A 20,163-nucleotide genomic window follows, 5' to 3' on the forward strand; every position below is an offset into this window, starting at 1 on the left:
CGTAATCAATTATGCGACCAGGGCTGCTGCTTTCGGCAAGTTGTTGACGTCACCAACAACAACCAAAGTCATCCCATCTTCGATTTTTGTGTCGAGAGTCGGCGCATAGTGAAACTGTTCTGAGTTGGGCAGTTTAATCGCGACTACGACCATGCCCGCATTTCGGTTTACATCGAGTTGTTCTAAGGTTTTTCCTTGTGCTTGCGTCCCTTTTGGTATGGGGACTTCTTCCACGCGCAATGTTCGGTCTTTGTCGCGCAGCATCTTATCGAGAAAGGTGACGACGGTTGGGCGGATCATTTCTGACGCCATCCGCAAGCCGCCGATCAAAGTTGGCGAGACGACTGAATCCGCCCCGGCGCGGTTGAGTTTGCTGAGGTGCTGGACATTTAATACTTTGCAGACAATACGGATATTGGGATTAATCTGCTTAGCCGTTACCACTAGTAAGAGGTTATCGCGGTCATCGGTCAGGCAGGCGATTAGGCCATGCGCTTTGTGAATTCCGGCAGCGTCTAAAATATCATTATCAGAGGCGTCGCCGTCAATCACGGGCGTGTTGGGGTAAGCCTCCCGCAACTCGTCAATTTTGTCAGGGTCGGCTTCAACCATCACAAACGGACGCTTGGTTTTAAAATATTCATCGGCAATGACCCGCCCCTGTCGGCCCATTCCGCAGATGATGTCGTGGTCGATGATTTTCTCCATCATCTTTTTGATCCGCCTTTGCCAGAAAAATTGTTTTGCTTCGCCTTCAACAATAAACGCCGTGCCGGTGGTGACGACAAACAACAACACGCCCATACCGGAGATGGCGTAGAGCCCAGTGAAAATTTGAGCGGCGCTGGTTTCGAGGTGGGTGACTTCGCCAAACCCGACAGTGGTTAAAGTGATTGACGCCATAAACCAGGATTCGACCCATGAGTCTTCAGGCGTTCCAAAATACTTAAAGCCGAGGACGCCGACCAGAAAGACGACCAGCAGAATTCCGACGCCGTCGATTAACCGGCGCCCCCAGATAAAGTGATTGTTGTTAAGAGACGCACTCATCTTAACTGCCAGGGCCATAACATCATCAATTCAAAATTCATTCTATTATCATGGTTCATTGACCGCACCGTTGTCAATCAATTTTTTTGGATATCCAAAGTAATAGTTTCCGAATTGCTTTATTTCCCGGTCTGTTGGAATGGATTGCGTGGAAAATGTGATATAAGGGCCCGCCGCGTCAGATGCGCGATGGTCGACGATTGCCTGCCACATTTCTTCTTTGCTGACTTCGCCCCATCCGCCCGCGTCGGTGCGGCGCCCGGTTTTTACGTTGACGTAATCAGCGAAATGCGGCGGCCCTTCGGGCAGATGAACAATGGCGTCAGGCGAAGAGGTTTCGATAACCTCACGGCAGACCGCTTCTTCATCCTCATACATCGGGATATCGCGATTCACGGTTGCGAAGACCGCCATGTGCATCATGGTGACGCCGGGAAAGAATGCAGGCTTGATTGAGTCGTTCGGCCCCATCAGGCTCAGGCACGGCAAAGGAACCAACGCGAGCAACGGAAGTAATACTGCACGGCGGCGGGTGATGGCGCCCTCGGCCCAATGTTTGAAATGAAACGCGGCAAGCGGAGCGAGAAACAATGCGCCGTGCATAAAAAAGCGCCCGCCGTATTGAAACAGCATCGGCAGGAAACCCAGAATCTGGCTGCGGAACACCTCTGTGCCATGTTTGCGACTGCGAAACCATCCCCAGATGACAAGGCCGATCATAATTGGATTCAAGATTTGCAACCAACCAAGCCGATTGAGAATCGCATCCAACGTCCAGCCTTGCGGCCCGCCCGAGTGCATCCAATCCGCATTCGCGTAATAGCGGACGGTCCATGGCAGGGCGATGATTAAGCCGCCTGCGATAACGATCAAAGCGTGTTTCATACAGTCGCGGCGATACAGCCCCAAAACAAAAAATGCCAGGCACATTAAAACGGGCATCCCCGTATGAAAATAAAATGCAGCGCCGAGTAAAATGGCTCCCCAATAGGGTTTCTTTTTTAGTATGCACAAAATAATTAGCGGCCAGAGCGATGACGCAATCGAGGCGGGAAGCGCGAGCAAATTGCCAAAGTTATACATAAAATTCATCATCAGGATGATGAGCGACAGGTACGCCCAGGCAGGGGCCGTTAACTTACGAATCAAAAGCCATGCGGTGAATAACGCAAACGGGTATTGCAGCATTTGCACATTAGAGAATCCGTTTTCAACTCGTTCCGGTGAACCCGCAAAAAATGCAATCAATAAATGCAAACCCGGCGGGTAGAGGTGAGGGCGGCCCAAGGGCTGAAATTCCCAATCGTCCCAATAGGGAACCGTCCCCTGCGTCAGAATATTTCGCGCCGCAGCCATGTGGTAATAGTTATCGCTGATGCCGGAATATGCCAGCAGGTTTTCTTTTTGGACTGCGAGCAGTACGAAGACGAATGCGATTAACCCCAGGCTGAATTTATCGAGCGCGTGTTGAAACAAAGGCGCGCTTGGGTCGGTTTGTTGCAGCGGCGTTCGTAAGGCAAGCGTACGGTCAAGCCATTGAAAGAATGCGATAGCGATATAGACCAGCGCAAATCGCCAGAAGCCTGCAAAGAAGAGAAGCGTTCCAAAAAAGAAGCAGGGGTAACTGAGTATTCGCGCGGGGACGCGCAGCCAGTTGCGATTGATGGGGCGGTTCCATAGCCATAAGCCGAGAGGCCATAAGCCTGCATTGCAGGCGATGAACCCAAGCCAGTGCCATCGCGGGCCGACGCAATAAATCGACAACGAACGCAGCCAATCAATCAGCAGCGCCGGGAGTGATGCAATCCATAGAAGAACAGCCTTTAATTGGTCCATAGTCGTTGTCATCTATTTTTCATACGGAAACGTCTCGTTTATTTCAGCGTCTGAAAGTTCTTTGATATAAGTCCCCAGGCGCTCTTTGAGAATTTCAAGAACCTGTTTGCCTTTGTCTGCGCTGGCTCTGCTTGGATCGCCGACGCCGGAATTGGTGGTGACAATGTCCCAGGGGCGGGTGATTTGCACCCAGCCTTGATTGATGGCTTCGAAATTGGATGATTTGACAGCGCCGCTATCGGCTAGTGATACGTCGACCAATTCGGGGAAACAGTGCATGGCGATGCTGGTTTCCATTTCGCCCGCGTGGTCGTCGGGGTTTTCGAAAATATCGAAGTAAACATCTTTGACGACAGCGAACCAGTCGATCAGGCTGATGAATACGCTGGTATGAGGAAACAATTCGCGCAAAGTGTGTTTGAGGCTGTTGCCGCCGTGCCCGTTTAAGATTACCAGATTATGGACGCCGTGGGTTTCGAGTGAATTGACCAGGTCGGTAATCAACAGGTCGAGCGTCGATGGGTTGATCGACATCGCCATCGGAAATCCCAACAGGTTGGTGTCAACGCCGTAAGGGATGGTCGGCAAAAGCGCGACGTTGGCGCCTTGCTGATGGGCGTATTCACATAGCATGTCGCCCAACAGGCCAACCGTAATGGCGTCCGTTCCATACGGAAGGTGCAGGTTATGCGGCTCGGTGGCGCCGATGGGCAAAACTGCGACCTCATACGGATGTTCTTTCACAAAACTATATTTTGTTTCTGAGAGTCTCCAGGGTTTCATTCAACGCCTCCCAAATGTGGTCACTCTTTATAACATATTATGAGAAACAATAGAATCATTACGCGTAGACATAGAATTCAAAGCGCTTTTTAACAAAAATAGAGTAGATAATTATAATTAGAGTGTTTGTCAAAAACATGTGCGGTAAGCGCGCCCGTAGAGTTCAGCGATAAATACCGTTACGGAAACGCAATCCGCACAGTATTCGGGCAACCACTATAAAAGTTTGATAAGCATTTTGTTGACGAGGAAAATAATGACAGCGACAGGTAATTTAACCTGGGTCGGTTCTATCCAACAGAACGGCGTAGTCGGAGCAGGCGGCGCGGGGTTTCCATCTTACGCAAAATTAAAAACGCCGGTTGAGTATGTTTTACTCAACGGCGCTGAATGCGAGCCGCTTCTTCATAAAGACAAAGAATTGATGAAGCGCTTTCCCGATGAAATTGTGGAAGGCCTCAAGCGGGTGCGCGATCATCTGGGCGCATCCGAAGTCGTGTTGGGCGTGAAGCACAAATATCACGACGTGATTGAACTCTTGGAAGCGCGTTGTGACGACAAGATGCGGGTGTATCACCTCCCCGACGCTTACCCGGCGGGCGACGAGTTTGTTTTGGTTTATGAAGGAACCGGGCGGGTGATTCCGCCGGGCGGGTTGCCGCTGCATGTTGGCTGCGTGGTGATGAACGTCGAGACCATTTTGAACATCGTGCATGACAAGCCGGTCACGACGAAATATCTGACGGTGGCTGGCGCGGTGAATGATCCGAAGACGGTTGAAGTTCCAATCGGCGTGTCGATTCGCGAAGTGATTGAGGCGTGCGGCGGGGCGTCGGTTGAACCGTACGCGGTGCTGACCGGCGGCGCCATGATGGGCAAACTGCCCGCCAGTCTGGATGAACCGATTACGAAGACTACGGGCGGACTATTGGTCTTTCCGACTGACCACTCCTTGATTCATAAATACCAACGCACCGAAACCGCGATCAAAGTGATCGGGAAATCGGCTTGCGATCAATGTTCTTTTTGTACCGAACTCTGCCCGCGTTATTTGTTGGGGCATCCCATCGAGCCGCATAAGGCCATGCGCGCTTTGGGATTCAGCCATGAAAAATTAAGCCTGATCGGCGGTTCAATGTTTTGCTGCGAGTGCAACATTTGCAGCCTGATTGCATGTCCCGAAGACCTTGATCCCAAAAATGTATGCGTGATGAATAAGGTCGAACTGCGGGCCGAATCCTATAAGTACCCGGAAGATGCGCCTAAGCGCGACGTGCATGGAATGCGCGAAGGCCGCCAGACGCCGATCTCAAGATTGATTCAAAAACTGGGGCTGTCTGAATTCACCAACAAAGGCCCATTGACGGAGATTCCGCTGAACCCGAAATTCGTAACGATTCCATTGCGCCAACACATTGGCGCACCCGCGCAGGCGGCGGTGAAGCGCGGCGACCGCGTACGCGTCGGCGATGTGATCGGATCCATTGAAGACGGTCAATTGGGGTGTCCCGTTCATGCCAGCATGGACGGCGTTGTCCGTGAAGTAAATGAAACGCAAATTATCATTGACGCATAAGGAACGAATCCATGTCGCAAGCCATTGGAATGTTAGAACTTTCAAGCATCGGCGTCGGCTTTGAAGCCCAGGACGCCATGTTAAAAGCCTCTTCGGTGAAATTGTTGATCGCACGAACGATCTGTTCGGGCAAGTACGCGGTGGTGGTTGGCGGCGAGGTCTCAGACGTGCAAAGCAGTCTGGAAGCGGGCATTGCGCTTTGCAAAGACGCGCTGATCGACAAACTGTTGATTCCCAATGTGCATCCCAGCGTTTTTCCGGCTGTCTCGAATTCCGTCGAACTCAAAGCCAGCGATTGTGGCGCGATGGGCATCGTCGAGACTTTCACGGTGTCGTGCATTCTCGAAGCGGCGGACGCAGCCGCCAAAGCGGCGGACGTGACCCTGTTTCGCGTTCATGTCGCGATGGCGATTGGCGGCAAAGGGTTTCTTCAAATTACCGGCGACGTGTCTTCGGTACGCGCAGCGGTCGCCGAAGCCGCGCAGGTCGCGATTGAACGCGGCGTGTTGGTGAGCAAGGTGGTCATCCCCAATCCACGCGAAGAGCTGTTTTACGAAACCATATAAATGTAGTATTGCTCATACCCATCAAACGGTTCCGCATCAATGTTCAATTGATCGCCAGGTCAATTCTTGTCGGCATAATTTTTGAAATACATAAAGGATGTGTTATGAAAACTACCTCTTTTCTATTCATCGCCATTGTTTTTACTATGCAATTTGCTTCCACTGAAACAGTTGAGGTTGGAGAATTCCCTCAGGAAGTCGCGCAAACGTATACCACCAGCAACGGACTGCCTTCAAACCAGATTAACTGCATCGCCGTGACCGACGACGGCGTGGTCTATGCCGGGACAGACAAGGGAATTGCAGTTTTTAAGAATGAAAAATGGTCAACATTAACGACTCTAAATATCATGATGGAAGGCGACGCCATTGTTCATGCAATTGATATTCGTGAGAACCGGGTCGTTGCAGCAGTGAGAAATAAATTATTCGTATTTCCTGTGAAAGATGCAGGCAGATTTCTTCCCGATATGTCATTAGAAACTGAAGACTTTTCTGGAATTGCACTGGCGCCCACTGACCAGTTCAGCCCAACTGTTGTTCTGAGCGCAAATTACAGTGGATTGTATCAGCATGTAAATGTTACTCGGCGAAGCGAGAACCAGAAATCAAATGTTATTTCGCAAGCCTATGTTTATTCTCTTGCAATAAATGATTTGGGGCGTATTGCTTTTGGCGCTGCTGATGGTTTGTATATGAGAACAAAAACAGACAAGCATGCCCAGTTGTTATTTCCCAGTGACTCTCAAGGGCGGTCGTGGGCGCCGAGGGATGTGCGCGCCGTCGACTTTGATAGAGACGGCAACCTGTGGTTTGCCAGTCCTCAAGGGATAGGCAAGTGGGACGGCGAGTCCTGGACGCTTTTCGAAGGCAAAGACGGCTTGCCCTATAACGATTTTACCTGCATGGATGCAAGCAATGATGACGTATGGTTCGGTACGCAGAAGGGCGCCATTTTTTATGACGGCGATGAATTTCATTACCGCCAGGGGCTGCGCTGGTTGCCGGACGATGAAGTCAACGGCGTCGCTGTCGATCAAGACGGCAACGCCTGGTTCGCTACCAAGGCGGGCGTGGGCGTGATTCGCCGCGTTCCAATGACGCTGGCGCAAAAAGCCGCTTACTATGAGAATGAAGTTGAGCAATACATCAAACGCACCGAGTACGGCTATCTCTCCGAAGTCCACTTAGCGAAGCCCGGCGACCGCAGCGAGATCATTTATTCCGACAGCGACAACGACGGCCTTTGGACCAGCATGTACGGCGCGGGCGAATGTTACGCCTTCGCAGCAACAAAAGACCCCGACGCGAAACGACGCGCACAAGAATCTTTTGAGGCGCTGCGCTTTCTCAGCGTCGCCCCCGACCAAGGCGTGATAGAACAACAGCCGGGGTACGTTGCGCGTACGGTCTTACCAACCACGGAACCTGACCCCAACAAACGCCACGGGCACACCATTGAAGGCCAGCAGGAACACCGCGATAACCAAGATGCGTTGTGGAAGGTCTACACGCCGCGTTGGGTCAAAACCAAAGACGGCAAGTATTGGTATAAGACTGATACCAGTTCCGACGAACTCGACGGGCATTACTTTTTCTATCCGCTCTATTACGACCTGGTCGCTGACACAGAGGCCGAAAAAGAGCGCGTACGCGAAGTGGTTCGCAATCTGACCGACCACTTGCTGCGTAATAATTTTCGTTTGATCGACCACGACGGCGCGCCCGCCCGCTGGTCAGACTACTCGCCCGAAGCGCTCAATACCGAACACTATTGGTATAACGAACGCGGTTTGAAATCGCTCAGCATGTTGACGTATCTCGCTGTGGCGGAACATATTACTGGCGACGAAACATACGGCGCCGCTGCCCGTGAACTGATGGAAAAACACAACTACGACACCAACGCCATGGTGACCAAAATTCAATTCGGGGTCGGGTCGGGCAATCAGTCAGACGACGAGATGGCGGTCATGTGCTATTACAACTTAATTAAGTACACAAACGACCCCGTCTTGCGCGAAGAAATGGCCTATTCGTTCTATAAATATTGGATTCTCGAACAGCCGGAGATGAACCCGTTTTTCAACTTCGCCTTCGCCGCCAGCGCGGCGCGGAATCCCCATTATAAAAATCCCTGGGGCGAATACACCCTTAAACCGTGGGACGGTTGGTTGGAAGATTCCGTCGCGACGCTGACCGGGTTCCCGCTGGACCGGGTGAACTGGCCGCTGCAAAACAGCCACCGGCTGGATATCGCGCGGCTTATGCGCCAGGCGGAAGTCGATCCCTACGATGAGCCGGGGCGCGACCGCGGGCTGCGGGTAAACGGTAAGGTATTGCCCATCGAAAACCGCCATTTCAACCATTGGAACACCGATCCGTATTCACTGAATTACGGCGGCAACGGGCGCACTCTAGCCAGCGGCGCCGTCTATCTGTTGCCTTATTACATGGGGTTGTATTACGAATATATTCAGTAGATTGGCGTATGTTCGCATCGCGCACGTGATTCGTAATGTTTATCTATTTGATAGACATCCTTCAATTTGAAAGTAAGAGTGAGAATGGTTTTCGTTGATGTCAATTCTCGAGTTCTTTTCGTAAGGCTTGTGTCTTGAGTGTCTACGGGTTTGTTTCGGGCGCTCTCGGGGGAATTGGTACGGTGATTGCGCTAAGAGAAAGCGCAATCATTTATTTCAAGGAGAGAGATAATGAAATTAAGTTGGAACCCTATATTCGTATTCACATTGTTGCTGACGGTTAGCCTGTCATCCCAGGCGGCGCTGCAATCAACCGTAAAATTTGAAGACGTGAAATTGACGCTGCCCGAGGGCGGGGGCGTTTTGAGTTTTAATTATCCAGACGTATTCAATTTGCTGCTGACGGATTGTGTGATCTCGTATGACATTGATATGAGCAAAATCAAGCAAACGGACGCAGGGAAGACGCCGTTCATCTCGATTGGAATGCGCGAAGTGATGGACTCACCGGATGAGTGGGACAATTTCATCCCTGGCGACGTCGGCGTACAGCCGGGCGGAAAAGGCGGTTGGCTGCTCTCGCTGGTCGGTGATCTGAGCGGCGCGAATAATTCATTTGATTTTAACGATAAGCACCAGTTGCAGACATCAGGCTTTATTGAAGAAAACGCCTACGACGCCGAATTCATCAACGGCACTCTTTCGGCGAGCGGCGGTTCAATTGGTTCGGCGCCGCCCTACAACTTCGGGATATGGTTTGATCGTAAAAAAGCCGGCAAATTTATTGAAGATTCCTGGGGCTATATCAAAGGCGTCAATTACGAAACGGAAGGAAAGTACAGCATTCAGATTCATTATCATGCAACCAGCGCCAGTGAAGGCGTGATGTTTGCTTCGATCAATGGAATGCCGCAGGGTTTCTACCCGTTCGGCGACCGTCCGCCGCTTCATTACCCGGCGGGAATCACTTTTAGCGGCGAGATGTCGAAGATGCAGGTTTTTGTTGGGATTCTCGGCGATCCGCTCGACACCCGCGGCGAAATCCCCATCGACAATTTTTCAGTGGCGGTCTATGGAAAAGGCGAGGCCATTTCTCCTTCTGCGCCTGACATCACGCCGCCGACGATCTTTCTTCGCGGACCGTCATCCATCACGGTTGAACAAGATAATGACGCGGTGAAGACGCTTGATCTGAGCGCGTTTGCGATGGACGATCAGGATGGTTCGATTGAAGTTGTTGCGGACGAGAGTGATGTGAATTATAACAAATCCGGTTTGTATAAAATTAAATATAGTGCGACCGATTCCGCTGGCAACACTGCAACCGCGCAACGTACAATCAATGTTAAGAAAAATGCAAAACTTGACGGCGCCATCTCTAGCGGAAATTATTCAAGCCTTGATTTCACTTCCCCTGACGGCGGCGGAATCGACCACACATCCTATCGTGACGTTTATGATTTGACGCAGCATGATATTCGCTTGTCGTATAAAGTTGATCTAAAAAAAGTCAAACAAACAGCCCCCTGGCGCTCTGTTTTGGTTGAAGTTGGTTTGCGCAATTTCACCAGTGAACCAACGCCGTTAGACAATTTTAATCCAGGACAATTTGAGTCTCACCCCGGCGGCAAGGGCGGCTGGATGATCTCTCTGGTCGGCGACTTAGAAGATAACCCGAAAGTTGTGAATTTTAATGATAAACACAACCTGCAAACATCAGGTAATATTGATGAACTCGCTTACGATGTGTTGTATTCAAAAAGTGGGTATGAAGTGACAGAACCGTTGGGAATCGGCATTCCCTTCAGTTATGGAATCTGGTTTGACCGCTCAAACGTCGACAAAACTTCGCGGAAATTGTGGGGCGCTCATCCTTCGCGTACATACAATACAAATGGAACCTATGATATTGAAATCACCTACAGCGCGATATCGGAGAAACAGGGCGTGATGTTTAGCCGTGTGAATGGCGTCCCGCAGGGGTTTTTCCCAACCTATGACGGCCCGCCGTTGTTGATGCCGGTCGGCGTTGATTTCACCGCAGACCTGAAAAACCTGCAACTCTTCGCCGGTCTGTTGTCTGATCCTGACTATGCAAACGGCGAAGTGGAAATCAGCAATATTAACATTGAACTGCATCCAAAAGCATCGTTGGGCGCACCTGGATTTTTGAACGAAAAGGAATGAATAAGATAGGAAATTCAATGAAATTACATACGTTATTGTTCGTTATCTTCGCGGCGTTTTGCGCGCCGCATTCATTTTGCCAGCCCGCGTCAGAATTCATTGTGCCGTTGAATGTACCGGACGGCGCGGTCTCGATGCGTATGGTTTTGGTTCCCGGCGGCGAGTTTCATGCGGATCTGAACGCCTCAACGGTGATGCCGCAGTTCTACATTGGCGCCTATGAAGTCACCCAAGCGCAATGGCAAGCGGTGATGGGCGAAGCCAATAATTCGTTTTACCCGGGCGAAGACCGACCAATGGAATTGAGTTTTAACGATGCGCAACAGTTCGTTGAAAAACTCAATACGCTTGGGCTGGGTGAATTTCGCTTGCCCTGGGAAATCGAATGGGAGTACGCGGCTCGGGCGGAAACCGCGTCGCTCTTCTGGTTCGGCGATGAGATGGATTGCAGTTTGGATGGAACAAGTTATTGCGAATGGTTTGACCGCTTTATGTGGTGGGCGGGTAATTTTCGCGTCGGGACGCAAATCAATCTCGGCTCGAAAGATGTCGGACAAAAAGAAGCCAACGCCTGGGGGCTGTATGACATTCACGGCAATATGAGCGAATGGTGTTTAGACGGGCGCATTGAGCCTGCCGACCCCGAAGTTGCAGATGATGAGGCTACGCCGTTACGCGTGTTAAAAGGCGGTTCATGGGGAGACGCGGCGGGGGAATGCGCGATTGCGTCCCGCAGCGAATTGCCGGAGGGATTTCGCTCGCCCGCCTTGGGCGTGCGCCTGGTTTTGATCACTAGCGAACTGACAAATATTAGTGATTGGGAGCAATACTGAACTATAAGCCATCTCAAAATTACTTCTACATACCTTACATACCTAGCGTCTGGCATGGGTACATCTCTGCTTGCTTCAGTGCGGGCTTTCAGGTACTTATGCACAGGCGCTCCCATAGTTGCACCCATACCAGGAACAGGTGGTATTTTCTTGACAAGGTTTAAACTCCTGTCGAAAAGATTCGTTTTCACAATGCGTATTTGATGTATAATTAAGTATGGATGCATATTTTACAATTCATACTTGAAAGAGATGGTCCGATGAAAGCCACAGTCGCCGAACGCGGGCAGGTAACCATCCCAAAAGAAATTCGCGACCAATTAGGAATAACGCACCGCACTGTTCTTGAATTTCGTGAAGAGCGCGGCCGTATGATTGTTGAAAAGGTATCAGAGACAGACCCTGTCTCTGAAGTTACCGGATGTCTGAAATTGAAGAAATCAACGGATGAGTTAGTTGATGATCTGCGCGGTAAAGCATGATTACCGCAGTTGATACCAACGTTCTGATTGATGTCTTTGGCAATGATCCAAAACATGCTTCGCATTCTGCGGCTGCCTTGAGGCAATGTATTCAACAAGGCCAGTTAGTGGTATGCGATATTGTTTGGGCTGAACTTTGTTCGATTTTCCCATCTCCGATGGTGTTCGACGAAAAGATGAAGCATGTAGGAATCTTATATTCGCCAGTGAACCTCGAATCGGCTTCATTGGCGGGCGGGCTTTGGAAACGATATCGTTCTCAGGGCGGCAAGCGTAATCGAATTATCTCAGACTTTATCATTGCGGCACACGCAAAAACGCAGGCGAACCGCTTACTGACTCGCGACCGGGGATTCTATAGAAGTTACTTCAAAACACTAAAAATCATCGACCCTAGCAAATGAAAAGCCCAGCGATTTTTTTACTGGGCTTTTTTCTATGCTTCCGGCCTTCTGCCCGGCGGGCGTTGGCCCGCGCCTTTTTGGTCGCCATGACCTAAGTCGGCTTTTGCCTGATCGGCGTAAGTCAATAAGCGCTTGACGACATGGGGGTTCTGCTTCGATACATCGCGTTGTTGCCCTACATCATTACTCAGATCAAACAGCGCGAGTTCCGTCCGTCCCTGTTGATATTTGGCGGGCATGCCGTTTCGTCCGCCGGGACGCCCATTCAGGGTTCGGTAGGGGTGGGGCAGGTGCAGGCTCCAATTTTCGCTGCGGACTGCTTCCAAATTCTTGTTCCAATAAAAATAGAGCGCTTCGTGCGGCGATTGAGCGCCGGACGTTCCATTCATCAGCGGGAGAATGTCGAGGCCGTCTATCGGATGATGCGGCAACCGTGTTCCTGTTAATCCTGCCACGGTTGGTAAAATATCAATTGTCATCGCGGGTTGGTTGCATACATGGCCTGCGGGCAAGGTTCCCGGCCAGCGCATGAGGCAGGGCGTGCGGACGCCGCCGTCCCAGGTGGTGCCTTTGGCTTCGCGTAACGGTCCGGCGGAGCCTGCATGGTCGCCGTAACTCACCCAGGGGCCATTGTCGGAGGCGAAAATTACCAGCGTGTTTTCCGTTAAGCCAAAACGGCGTAGTGAAGACATGACGCGGCCTACTGACCAGTCGATTTCCATCATCACGTCGCCGTAGAGTCCGTGTTTTGATTTGCCCCTGAAGTTATCCGAAACGTGCAGCGGGACGTGAGGCATACTGTGCGCTAAATACAAAAAGAAGGGGCGCTGATGGTTCTTCTCAATAAAATTCATCGCGCGGAAAGTGTAATCGCGCGTCAGTTGGGTCTGGTCAGGGTTGTACTCAATGATCTCATTGCCTTCGATGAGAGGCAATTTAGGGAAACTATCCGTTTCAGGGTGAAATGGCCACATATCGTTTGAGTAGGGCAGTCCATAATATTCATCGAAGCCGTGTTGCAGCGGCAAGAATTGCGAGTGGTCGCCTAAGTGCCACTTGCCGAAAATGGCGGTGGCGTAGTCTTTTTGTTTGAGCAATTCTGAAATCAACATCTCATTATCATTGATGCCTATCTTGCTGCCGGGGCCGGGCGCCCCGAGGATGCCGACCCGGTTTGGATAGCAGCCCGTGAGCAAGGCCGTGCGCGAGGCGCCGCATACTGGTTGGGCGACATAGAAGTCGGTGAAGCGTACGCCTTCCGCCGCCATGCGGTCGAGGTTGGGAGTTTCAAATCCTTCGGCCCCGTTGACGCCGATGTCAGCCCAGCCCTGGTCGTCGGTGTAGATGATGACGATGTTTGGCATTTGCGTTTGGTTATGATTCGCGGTTTGCTGCATGGTTGCGCAACTATTTAACGCAAGAGCGCCGCTGGCGGCGGCGAATTGGCGAGTGAACGCCCGGCGTGTGATCGGAAGAGCCATATCGCTCCCTTTCTCGCTTTCTATCAAAATCTCTATTACAATTATGAAACGCAACCAAATTGAACCGTTTGAGTCACGGGATTGCGTATTGCTTACTCTAACGAAATTAATGGGAGAATGCCAATGTTTAAGACGTACAAATCTGTATTTGTATTATTGACCACATGCCTGCTGACGGCGACGACGGCTGGAGTGATTCTATTCAATGCGAACGCGGCGCAAGAAGTAAAAAAAGAAGATACGAAAATCGGGTTCGTGCATATTGTCTTTTTCTGGATCAACGAAGACGCCAGCGAAGCGGACGTAAAACAACTCATGGATGACTGCATCAATTACTTGGGCGCAGTGGAAAGCGTGCAGGATATCAAAGTCGGGACGCCTGCGGGAACGCCGCGCGATGTGGTCGACAACAGTTACGGCGTGTCGTTGATTGTGTCCTTCAAAGACCGCGCCGGGCAGGATTACTACCAGAAGGCGCAAAAACATTTGGACTTTATCGAACGCAATAGCAAGACGTGGAGCAAGGTTCAAGTTTACGACATGATCCCGAAGTAATTACACGGCGTGGTTGTCTTTATTGCAATTCGTTTTACTGCCTGAAAGATGCGAGGGGAGGGCGAACCTCCTGGTGAGCCGCAATGAAACAATGCCATTTCTCAATTGCGCGGCTCGTCAGGAGACTCGCCCTCCCCAAATAATTCGTATTACGCTTTGTCTGTCGTGGTTCCGAGTTCGTCCCAGGTGACCACACTGCCTTCGAATTTCTTGGTTTTCGCTTTGTACATCGCCATGCGTCCCATCAGCGCTGTGAGGGTTGAAAGCCGGCCTGTTTCGACGTTGCTGCGCGGCGTTTCTTTGTTGCGAATATGATTGGCGAAGGCTTCTAACTCCAAAGAGGTGCCGTATTCCCAACTGGTGACTTTTTCACCGAAGCGGACGGGCTTGGCGTCTTCGCCGCGCGGATGCATCTCTCCAGAATGAAAATCAATTCCACCCTTCGTGCCGTGAACAATAAGCCCTTCGCTACGGAAATGATGGGCGAGATAGAACAAGTGCGTGTAAGAGAAGATGGCGCCGTTGGCGAACTCAAATGCGACGGCGGATTGATCTTCTGAGTTATGTTCATATTTCAGGTCGCGGCCCGGCCCGATAATATGACCGATGCCCATTGCGCGGATGGGGGCTTCGCCCGCCGCCCAGCTCATGACGTCGACGTGGTGGCAGGCTTGCTCGACTAACTCGCCGCCAGAAAGAGCGACGTTCGCCACCCAGCCGCCGACCGACCATTCCCAGTGCCAATGGCCTTGCATGAAAGTGAGGTCGCCGATATCGCCGTTATGGACAAGCGGCATGCCGTCAACGAAGGTGGGCGCATAGCGACGTTGGAAGCCGATTTGGTAAATACCTTTGGCTTTGCGAGCGGCGCGGACGATTTTGTCGACGTTTTGTACATTGGCGTCCATGGGTTTTTCGCTGAAACAGTGGATGCCGGATTCCAACACAGGTACGACGACCTTGGCGTGATTGCCGACTTCGGTGGCGACGATGCAGCCATCGAGTTTTTCGGTATCAAGCAACTTGCGGAAATCCGAATACACCGTCGGTTTGTATTGTTCACAAATATATGCAGCCGACTTGCGGCGGTCTTCGCGCAGGTCGCATATCGCGGCGATACGAATGCCGGGAATGTTGGTGATGCGTTTGAGCAGGCTTTGACCGCGTCCGCCGCAGCCAATAATGCCCAATACGACTTCATCGTTGGCGCTGCGCGCCGTTTTGGCGATTCCTAAGGTAAGGGCGGTTGCGCCTACGGCGCCGAGCCCGCTTTGTTTGACGAATGAACGGCGGCTTGTTTTCAATTCCAACATGACATCCTCCTGCAGAATGGTTCTTCAAATTTAGACATAAAATGGTAAGACGCTTCTATCATCCCAAAGCCGCGCGGCCGGGTCAAGCAATGCGCAAGGGGAGAAACTGCTTTATAAGCGGTAATGTTGCAGTTAAACTGAATATCAATGAATACAAATAGTTTCACCAAAGTGAACCAGTCCAGTTAAAACCTATGAGAGTTAAATAATGACGAACCTTGACCTGCCGGTAATTGAGAATGTTGAACAATACATTAAAGAGATCGCCGCATCGGCAAAAGCGGCGGGGCGTGTGGTCGCTGCTGCATCCACCGCTGCAAAAAACCAGGCGCTGCTTGAAGCCGCGCGGCGTATCCGTACCTCGAAAGATAATATCCAGGGACAAAACAAACTTGATTTAGCCGCCGGGCGTGACAAAGGCTTGTCGTCTGCGATGCTGGATCGCCTCGAACTCAACGATAAACGCATCGAAGGCATGGCGGTCATGCTGGAAGAAGTGGCGGCGCTGCCTGACCCGGTTGGCGAAATCACCGACATGCGCACCCGGCCCAGCGGCATCCAAGTGGGGCGGATGCGGGTTCCATTGGGCGTGGTTGGAATGATCTACGAATCGCGCCCGAACGTGACCGTTGACGCGGCGGCGTTGTGTCTCAAATCGGGCAACGGCTGTCTATTGCGCGGCGGGTCGGAGGCCATTCATTCTAATGTTGCATTGGCGCGGCTGCTGCAAGCGACCTTGCAGGATTGCGGCCTGCCTCGTGAAGCGGTGACCTTCGTTGAAACCACCGACCGCGCTGCTGTGCAAACCATGTGCAAACTACAAGGAAAATTAGACGTCATTATCCCGCGCGGCGGCAAGGCGTTGATCGAAGCCGTCGTCGAAGCGGCGACCATTCCCGTGCTCAAACATTACGATGGTAATTGCCATGTATACGTCCATGCGGACGCCGATATCGACATGGCGCTCGATATTTGCATTAACTCGAAGACGCAGCGCACCGGCGTTTGTAATGCGGCGGAATCGTTCATCGTCCATCAAGACATCGCCAAAGATTTCATGCCTCGCCTGTTGGCGGAAATGAAGCAGCATGACGTTGAAGTGCGCGGCTGTGATAAGACGCGCAGTTTTGATTCAAAAATCAAAGTGGCGACCGAAGATGACTGGTATGCGGAATATCTCGATAAGATTGTTGCGATTAAGATTGTCGATGCCTTTGAAGACGCCGTCGATCATATCGAGGCGTATGGTTCCCGGCACACCGACGCTATTGTGACCGAAAGTTACGCGATGGCGCGGCGGTTTATCCGCGAAGTCGATTCCTCATCCGTCATGGTGAATGCTTCGACCCGGTTCTCTGACGGCGGCGAATATGGCTTGGGCGCTGAGATGGGCATTTCGACCGATAAACTGCACGCCCGCGGGCCGATGGGCATCGTCGAATTGACCTGCCAGAAGTTCATTGTTTTCGGCGATGGAACCATTCGCGAGTAATGATTTAATCATGAAAGAAATTAAACAACGGGTGGGCGTTTACGGCGGCGGATTCGATCCCGTCCATAACGCCCATTTGCTTTTAGCAAAAACGGCAGTCGATGCGCTTGGATTAGACCGGGTGTTGTTTGTTCCATCGGCGGGGCAGGCGCATTATAAAAAAATATCAAACCTTGCTTCCGGTGAACACCGATTGGCGATGTTGAAACTTGCGCTTGCGGGCGAATCGGCGTTCGAGGCAAGCGACATCGAAATTCAGCAAGACTCGTTTTGTTATACCATTGATACGCTGCGTAAACTTCGCTCTGACAATCCAGAGACGGATTACATTCTTCTCATTGGCGGCGATTGGAAGCAAAAACTTCACTCCTGGAAAGAGGGCGACCAGATTCCACGCGAGTTTGCCGTTGCGTTGTTTTCACGCCCTGGTTTTGACGTCGAAACCAATCTAACGCCATCCGAACCCACGGAGCGTATTTATACCGTCAAAATGCCCTTGCTAGACATTTCGTCTTCCAACATTCGTGAGCGGCTCAGCAAAGGCGAACCCATTCACGGGCTTGTCCCTGACGCCATTGCTGAATATATCCAGGTAAACGGTTTGTACCATAGATAAATCCTGCCGCTTGTTTTACATTAGATAAAAATCAAATTGAGGAAATCATCATGTATACAATCTCTCGGTTTTTCATCGTCTTTTTATTTGCGTCTTTATTGAACGCCCATTCCGCGACGCTTTTTGTGTCGCCAAAGGGGGATGACGCAAACGCCGGATCCAAACAAAAACCCGTAGCATCAATACAACGCGCGGTTGATCTGTTGCGCGAATCGCCTGAGAAATCGGATGCAAAAGAAATTCGAGTTCTGCCAGGCGTCTATTCATTAAACGCGACGATTGTTCTCGATCAACGCGACAATGGATTAACGGTTCAAGCGCAGAGCGGCGGCGTTCGAGTCATTGGCGGTAAAACGATTAACGGTTTCAAGAGCGTTGAAAATGACGCTATCTTGAAACGCCTGCCCGAAGCGGCGCGCGGCCATGTGATGCAATGCGACTTAAAAGGGCAGGGGATTACCGATTTTGGTGAATTGCAACTGCGCGGGTTTGGCCGTCCCGGTAATCCATCCGCGATGGAACTGTTTATCGACGGCGAAGCGATGACGCTCGCGCGCTGGCCCAATGAAGGCTGGGCGAAAATCGCGGATGCGCCGAATGGAAACGAGGGCGGAATGTTCACTTTTGAAGGCGAGCAGCCAGCAAAGTGGATGAACGCGCCTGATGTGTGGTTGCATGGCTACTGGTCGAGAGATTGGGCGGATTCGTATGTCAAAGTGAAGCGTATCGCGCCGGATGAACACGCAATCTATACCGAAGAACCGCACGGCGTTTACGGCTATACCAAAGGCAAACGCTGGTATGCGCTCAATCTATTAGAAGAACTCGACGCAGCGGGCGAATACTATATTGATCGTGAATCAGGCGTGTTATACGTTTGGCCTAAAAAGTCGTTGAAGAATGCTGAAGTTTTTGTTTCGACGCTTGAACAGCCGCTAGTGCAAATTAAGAATGCGAAAAATGTGAAAATCGTTGGTTTGACGTTGGAATGCAGCCGAGGCGACGGCGTTGAAGTGCGCGACTCGGAAAGCATCCAAATCGCTGGATGTACGCTGCGCAATCTCGGTCAACGCGGCGTGTCCATCAACGGCGGTAAACTGAACAGCGTTTTGAGTTGTGATATCTATGACGTCGTTGAGGGGGGAATCGCCCTCAACGGAGGCGACCGTAAGACGCTGGCGCCTGCCAACCATTCCGCCGTGAATAATGATATCTACCGCTATGCGCGTTGCGTACGCACCTACCGCCCGGCGATTTCGCTGCAGGGCGTCGGCAACCGCATCGCCCATAACCGCATCCACGACGGCCCGCATACCGGCGTGTTGTTCGGCGGCAACGACCATATCCTTGAAAATAATGAAGTCTATAACCTGTGCTGGGAAAGCGGCGACGTAGGCGCATTTTATATTGGTCGCGACTGGACCATGCGGGGGCATCTGGTTCAACACAATTACTTCCATGAGATCAATGGCCCGCATACATACGGCGCCCAGTGTATCTATCTCGACGACGCGGCTAGCGGCGTGACCATTAAAGGTAACATCTTTCAGAATTCCGGCATCGGCGCCTTCATTGGCGGCGGACGCGACAACCGGGTTGAAAACAATCTGATGGTTGACTGCGACTATGCGACCCACATTGATAAGCGCGGCGAGGGCTGGGCGAATAAGCACATTGTCAAAGGCGGCGAGTGGCGCATGTATGAAAAACTGGATGACGTGAAATACAACCAACCGCCTTACAGCGAGCGTTATCCGACGTTAGCGAATTTGTTAGACGACCGCCCCAATTACCCGGTCGGCAGCGTATTCGCGAACAATGTTTCGTATAGCAAAAAATGGATGCGCAACCAGAGCGTGAATGAAGAAGACCTGCTACTAAAAGATAATTTCATTGCAGAACCGACGGATGAGATCAATTGGCGTAAGAGCAACTTCCAGTTGCCTAAAGATCATCCCGCATTGAAGACGGGCTACCAGCAAATACCATTCGATAAGATTGGGCTATACAAAGACCAGAACCGCAAAGAGTTGCCGAAGTAACTTACATTCAAATTTGACTTGCTTGGGCTGGTGAACTTTCGCCAGCCCTTTTCTCATAAAGAGTGCTCTTTTAAGGTTCTTCCGGTATTTGGATACTTTTTCACAAATAGAATTGAGATTTATAGAAGCCTCTTCATCAATACTCAATCTTTCGCTGTGTGTGGCATGGGTACAACTCTGCTCGCTTCAGTGCGGGCTTTCAGGCCCTTTTGCACAGGCGCTCCCAGAGTTGCACCCATGCCTGATTGGTTCGCCAATTTTTAATATGCCCGAATACGTATTCTTAAACAAAATTATGGCCATCCATCAATGTAAGTACTCACTTACCGGATGAACCGTTTATTTTATAGAAATATCTACAATCAAGATTTAACTATTTATTCATATTTCTGTTTTTTTGTCTCGTTTAACATAGTACCAGACTACATTTCCCTTCTCCAAACGAGAATGATCATATCGAAAAT

The 20,163-nt window shown here is 51.0% G+C and carries 16 protein-coding genes; 11 read left to right on the plus strand and 5 right to left on the minus strand.

Annotation, left to right across the window (positions count from 1 at the left end; genetic code table 11):
• Window positions 1-9 precede the first annotated feature (9 nt).
• The 3 genes from P9L94_11110 to P9L94_11120 are packed head-to-tail and all read right to left on the minus strand — an operon-like array spanning window position 10 to window position 3,669.
• Window positions 10-1,050, minus strand: coding sequence for a potassium channel protein (locus tag P9L94_11110; protein ID MDP8244621.1), 1,041 nt, complete (start codon window positions 1,048-1,050; stop codon window positions 10-12).
• 48 nt (window positions 1,051-1,098) lie between these two features.
• Window positions 1,099-2,898 (minus strand): hypothetical protein, encoded by a 1,800-nt coding sequence (locus tag P9L94_11115; protein MDP8244622.1) that lies wholly within the window; start codon window positions 2,896-2,898, stop codon window positions 1,099-1,101.
• A complete protein-coding gene (locus P9L94_11120; protein ID MDP8244623.1) occupies window positions 2,899-3,669 on the minus strand; it encodes a creatininase family protein in 771 nt (256 codons plus the stop codon).
• Between the two features lie 256 nt (window positions 3,670-3,925).
• Between P9L94_11120 and P9L94_11125 the strand changes: the two genes are divergently transcribed.
• The 7 genes from P9L94_11125 to P9L94_11155 all read left to right on the plus strand — a co-directional run bounded on the left by P9L94_11125 (window position 3,926) and on the right by P9L94_11155 (window position 12,200).
• On the plus strand, window positions 3,926-5,245 hold the full coding sequence (locus P9L94_11125) for an SLBB domain-containing protein (GenBank protein MDP8244624.1): 1,320 nt from the start codon (window positions 3,926-3,928) through the stop codon (window positions 5,243-5,245).
• 11 nt (window positions 5,246-5,256) lie between these two features.
• The gene (locus tag P9L94_11130) at window positions 5,257-5,811 is read left to right on the plus strand and encodes a BMC domain-containing protein (protein ID MDP8244625.1); all 555 of its coding nucleotides are present in this window, start codon (window positions 5,257-5,259) and stop codon (window positions 5,809-5,811) included.
• A 104-nt stretch (window positions 5,812-5,915) separates the two neighbouring features.
• Window positions 5,916-8,294 (plus strand): hypothetical protein, encoded by a 2,379-nt coding sequence (locus P9L94_11135; GenBank protein MDP8244626.1) that lies wholly within the window; start codon window positions 5,916-5,918, stop codon window positions 8,292-8,294.
• 231 nt (window positions 8,295-8,525) lie between these two features.
• Complete coding sequence (locus P9L94_11140) at window positions 8,526-10,481, plus strand: DUF5011 domain-containing protein (GenBank protein ID MDP8244627.1); 1,956 nt, start codon at window positions 8,526-8,528, stop codon at window positions 10,479-10,481.
• Between the two features lie 17 nt (window positions 10,482-10,498).
• Window positions 10,499-11,314, plus strand: a complete 816-nt coding sequence (locus P9L94_11145; protein MDP8244628.1) for a formylglycine-generating enzyme family protein — start codon at window positions 10,499-10,501, stop codon at window positions 11,312-11,314.
• A gap of 260 nt (window positions 11,315-11,574) precedes the next feature.
• A complete protein-coding gene (locus tag P9L94_11150) occupies window positions 11,575-11,796 on the plus strand; it encodes an AbrB/MazE/SpoVT family DNA-binding domain-containing protein (GenBank protein MDP8244629.1) in 222 nt (73 codons plus the stop codon).
• The gene (locus tag P9L94_11155; protein ID MDP8244630.1) at window positions 11,793-12,200 is read left to right on the plus strand and encodes a type II toxin-antitoxin system VapC family toxin; all 408 of its coding nucleotides are present in this window, start codon (window positions 11,793-11,795) and stop codon (window positions 12,198-12,200) included. Before P9L94_11150 ends, P9L94_11155 begins: the two co-directional genes overlap by 4 nt.
• Window positions 12,201-12,232: 32 nt before the next feature.
• Here P9L94_11155 and P9L94_11160 read toward each other — a convergent pair whose 3' ends face one another.
• Entirely contained in the window at window positions 12,233-13,681 is a 1,449-nt protein-coding gene (locus P9L94_11160) for a sulfatase (GenBank protein MDP8244631.1), read from the minus strand.
• 123 nt (window positions 13,682-13,804) lie between these two features.
• On the opposite strand from P9L94_11160, the gene P9L94_11165 reads away from it, so the two are divergent.
• Entirely contained in the window at window positions 13,805-14,236 is a 432-nt protein-coding gene (locus P9L94_11165) for a Dabb family protein (protein MDP8244632.1), read from the plus strand.
• 149 nt (window positions 14,237-14,385) lie between these two features.
• Here the strand turns inward: P9L94_11165 and P9L94_11170 are convergent, their stop codons facing one another.
• Window positions 14,386-15,549, minus strand: coding sequence for a Gfo/Idh/MocA family oxidoreductase (locus P9L94_11170; protein MDP8244633.1), 1,164 nt, complete (start codon window positions 15,547-15,549; stop codon window positions 14,386-14,388).
• Between the two features lie 208 nt (window positions 15,550-15,757).
• Here P9L94_11170 and P9L94_11175 point away from each other — a divergent pair, with 208 nt between their 5' ends.
• Genes P9L94_11175 through P9L94_11185 form a run of 3 tightly spaced genes read left to right on the plus strand, consistent with a single transcriptional unit; the run spans window position 15,758 to window position 19,699 of the window.
• The gene (locus tag P9L94_11175) at window positions 15,758-17,041 is read left to right on the plus strand and encodes a glutamate-5-semialdehyde dehydrogenase (GenBank protein MDP8244634.1); all 1,284 of its coding nucleotides are present in this window, start codon (window positions 15,758-15,760) and stop codon (window positions 17,039-17,041) included.
• Window positions 17,042-17,051: 10 nt separating this feature from the next.
• On the plus strand, window positions 17,052-17,657 hold the full coding sequence (nadD, locus tag P9L94_11180; GenBank protein ID MDP8244635.1) for a nicotinate-nucleotide adenylyltransferase: 606 nt from the start codon (window positions 17,052-17,054) through the stop codon (window positions 17,655-17,657).
• A 50-nt stretch (window positions 17,658-17,707) separates the two neighbouring features.
• Entirely contained in the window at window positions 17,708-19,699 is a 1,992-nt protein-coding gene (locus P9L94_11185) for a right-handed parallel beta-helix repeat-containing protein (protein ID MDP8244636.1), read from the plus strand.
• Window positions 19,700-20,163 lie beyond the last annotated feature (464 nt).

This window comes from Candidatus Hinthialibacter antarcticus (assembly GCA_030765645.1).
In the GTDB taxonomy this organism is placed as follows: Bacteria; Hinthialibacterota; Hinthialibacteria; order Hinthialibacterales; family Hinthialibacteraceae; genus Hinthialibacter; species Hinthialibacter antarcticus.

What these genes read in the sequence shown, in the direction of transcription:
- P9L94_11110 (MDP8244621.1), bottom strand. Translation starts at nt 1,050, where the DNA reads ATGAGTGCGTCTCTTAACAACAATCACTTTATCTGGGGGCGCCGGTTA.
- P9L94_11115 (MDP8244622.1), bottom strand. Translation starts at nt 2,898, where the DNA reads ATGACAACGACTATGGACCAATTAAAGGCTGTTCTTCTATGGATTGCA.
- P9L94_11120 (MDP8244623.1), bottom strand. Translation starts at nt 3,669, where the DNA reads ATGAAACCCTGGAGACTCTCAGAAACAAAATATAGTTTTGTGAAAGAA.
- P9L94_11125 (MDP8244624.1), top strand. Translation starts at nt 3,926, where the DNA reads ATGACAGCGACAGGTAATTTAACCTGGGTCGGTTCTATCCAACAGAAC.
- P9L94_11130 (MDP8244625.1), top strand. Translation starts at nt 5,257, where the DNA reads ATGTCGCAAGCCATTGGAATGTTAGAACTTTCAAGCATCGGCGTCGGC.
- P9L94_11135 (MDP8244626.1), top strand. Translation starts at nt 5,916, where the DNA reads ATGAAAACTACCTCTTTTCTATTCATCGCCATTGTTTTTACTATGCAA.
- P9L94_11140 (MDP8244627.1), top strand. Translation starts at nt 8,526, where the DNA reads ATGAAATTAAGTTGGAACCCTATATTCGTATTCACATTGTTGCTGACG.
- P9L94_11145 (MDP8244628.1), top strand. Translation starts at nt 10,499, where the DNA reads ATGAAATTACATACGTTATTGTTCGTTATCTTCGCGGCGTTTTGCGCG.
- P9L94_11150 (MDP8244629.1), top strand. Translation starts at nt 11,575, where the DNA reads ATGAAAGCCACAGTCGCCGAACGCGGGCAGGTAACCATCCCAAAAGAA.
- P9L94_11155 (MDP8244630.1), top strand. Translation starts at nt 11,793, where the DNA reads ATGATTACCGCAGTTGATACCAACGTTCTGATTGATGTCTTTGGCAAT.
- P9L94_11160 (MDP8244631.1), bottom strand. Translation starts at nt 13,681, where the DNA reads ATGGCTCTTCCGATCACACGCCGGGCGTTCACTCGCCAATTCGCCGCC.
- P9L94_11165 (MDP8244632.1), top strand. Translation starts at nt 13,805, where the DNA reads ATGTTTAAGACGTACAAATCTGTATTTGTATTATTGACCACATGCCTG.
- P9L94_11170 (MDP8244633.1), bottom strand. Translation starts at nt 15,549, where the DNA reads ATGTTGGAATTGAAAACAAGCCGCCGTTCATTCGTCAAACAAAGCGGG.
- P9L94_11175 (MDP8244634.1), top strand. Translation starts at nt 15,758, where the DNA reads ATGACGAACCTTGACCTGCCGGTAATTGAGAATGTTGAACAATACATT.
- nadD (MDP8244635.1), top strand. Translation starts at nt 17,052, where the DNA reads ATGAAAGAAATTAAACAACGGGTGGGCGTTTACGGCGGCGGATTCGAT.
- P9L94_11185 (MDP8244636.1), top strand. Translation starts at nt 17,708, where the DNA reads ATGTATACAATCTCTCGGTTTTTCATCGTCTTTTTATTTGCGTCTTTA.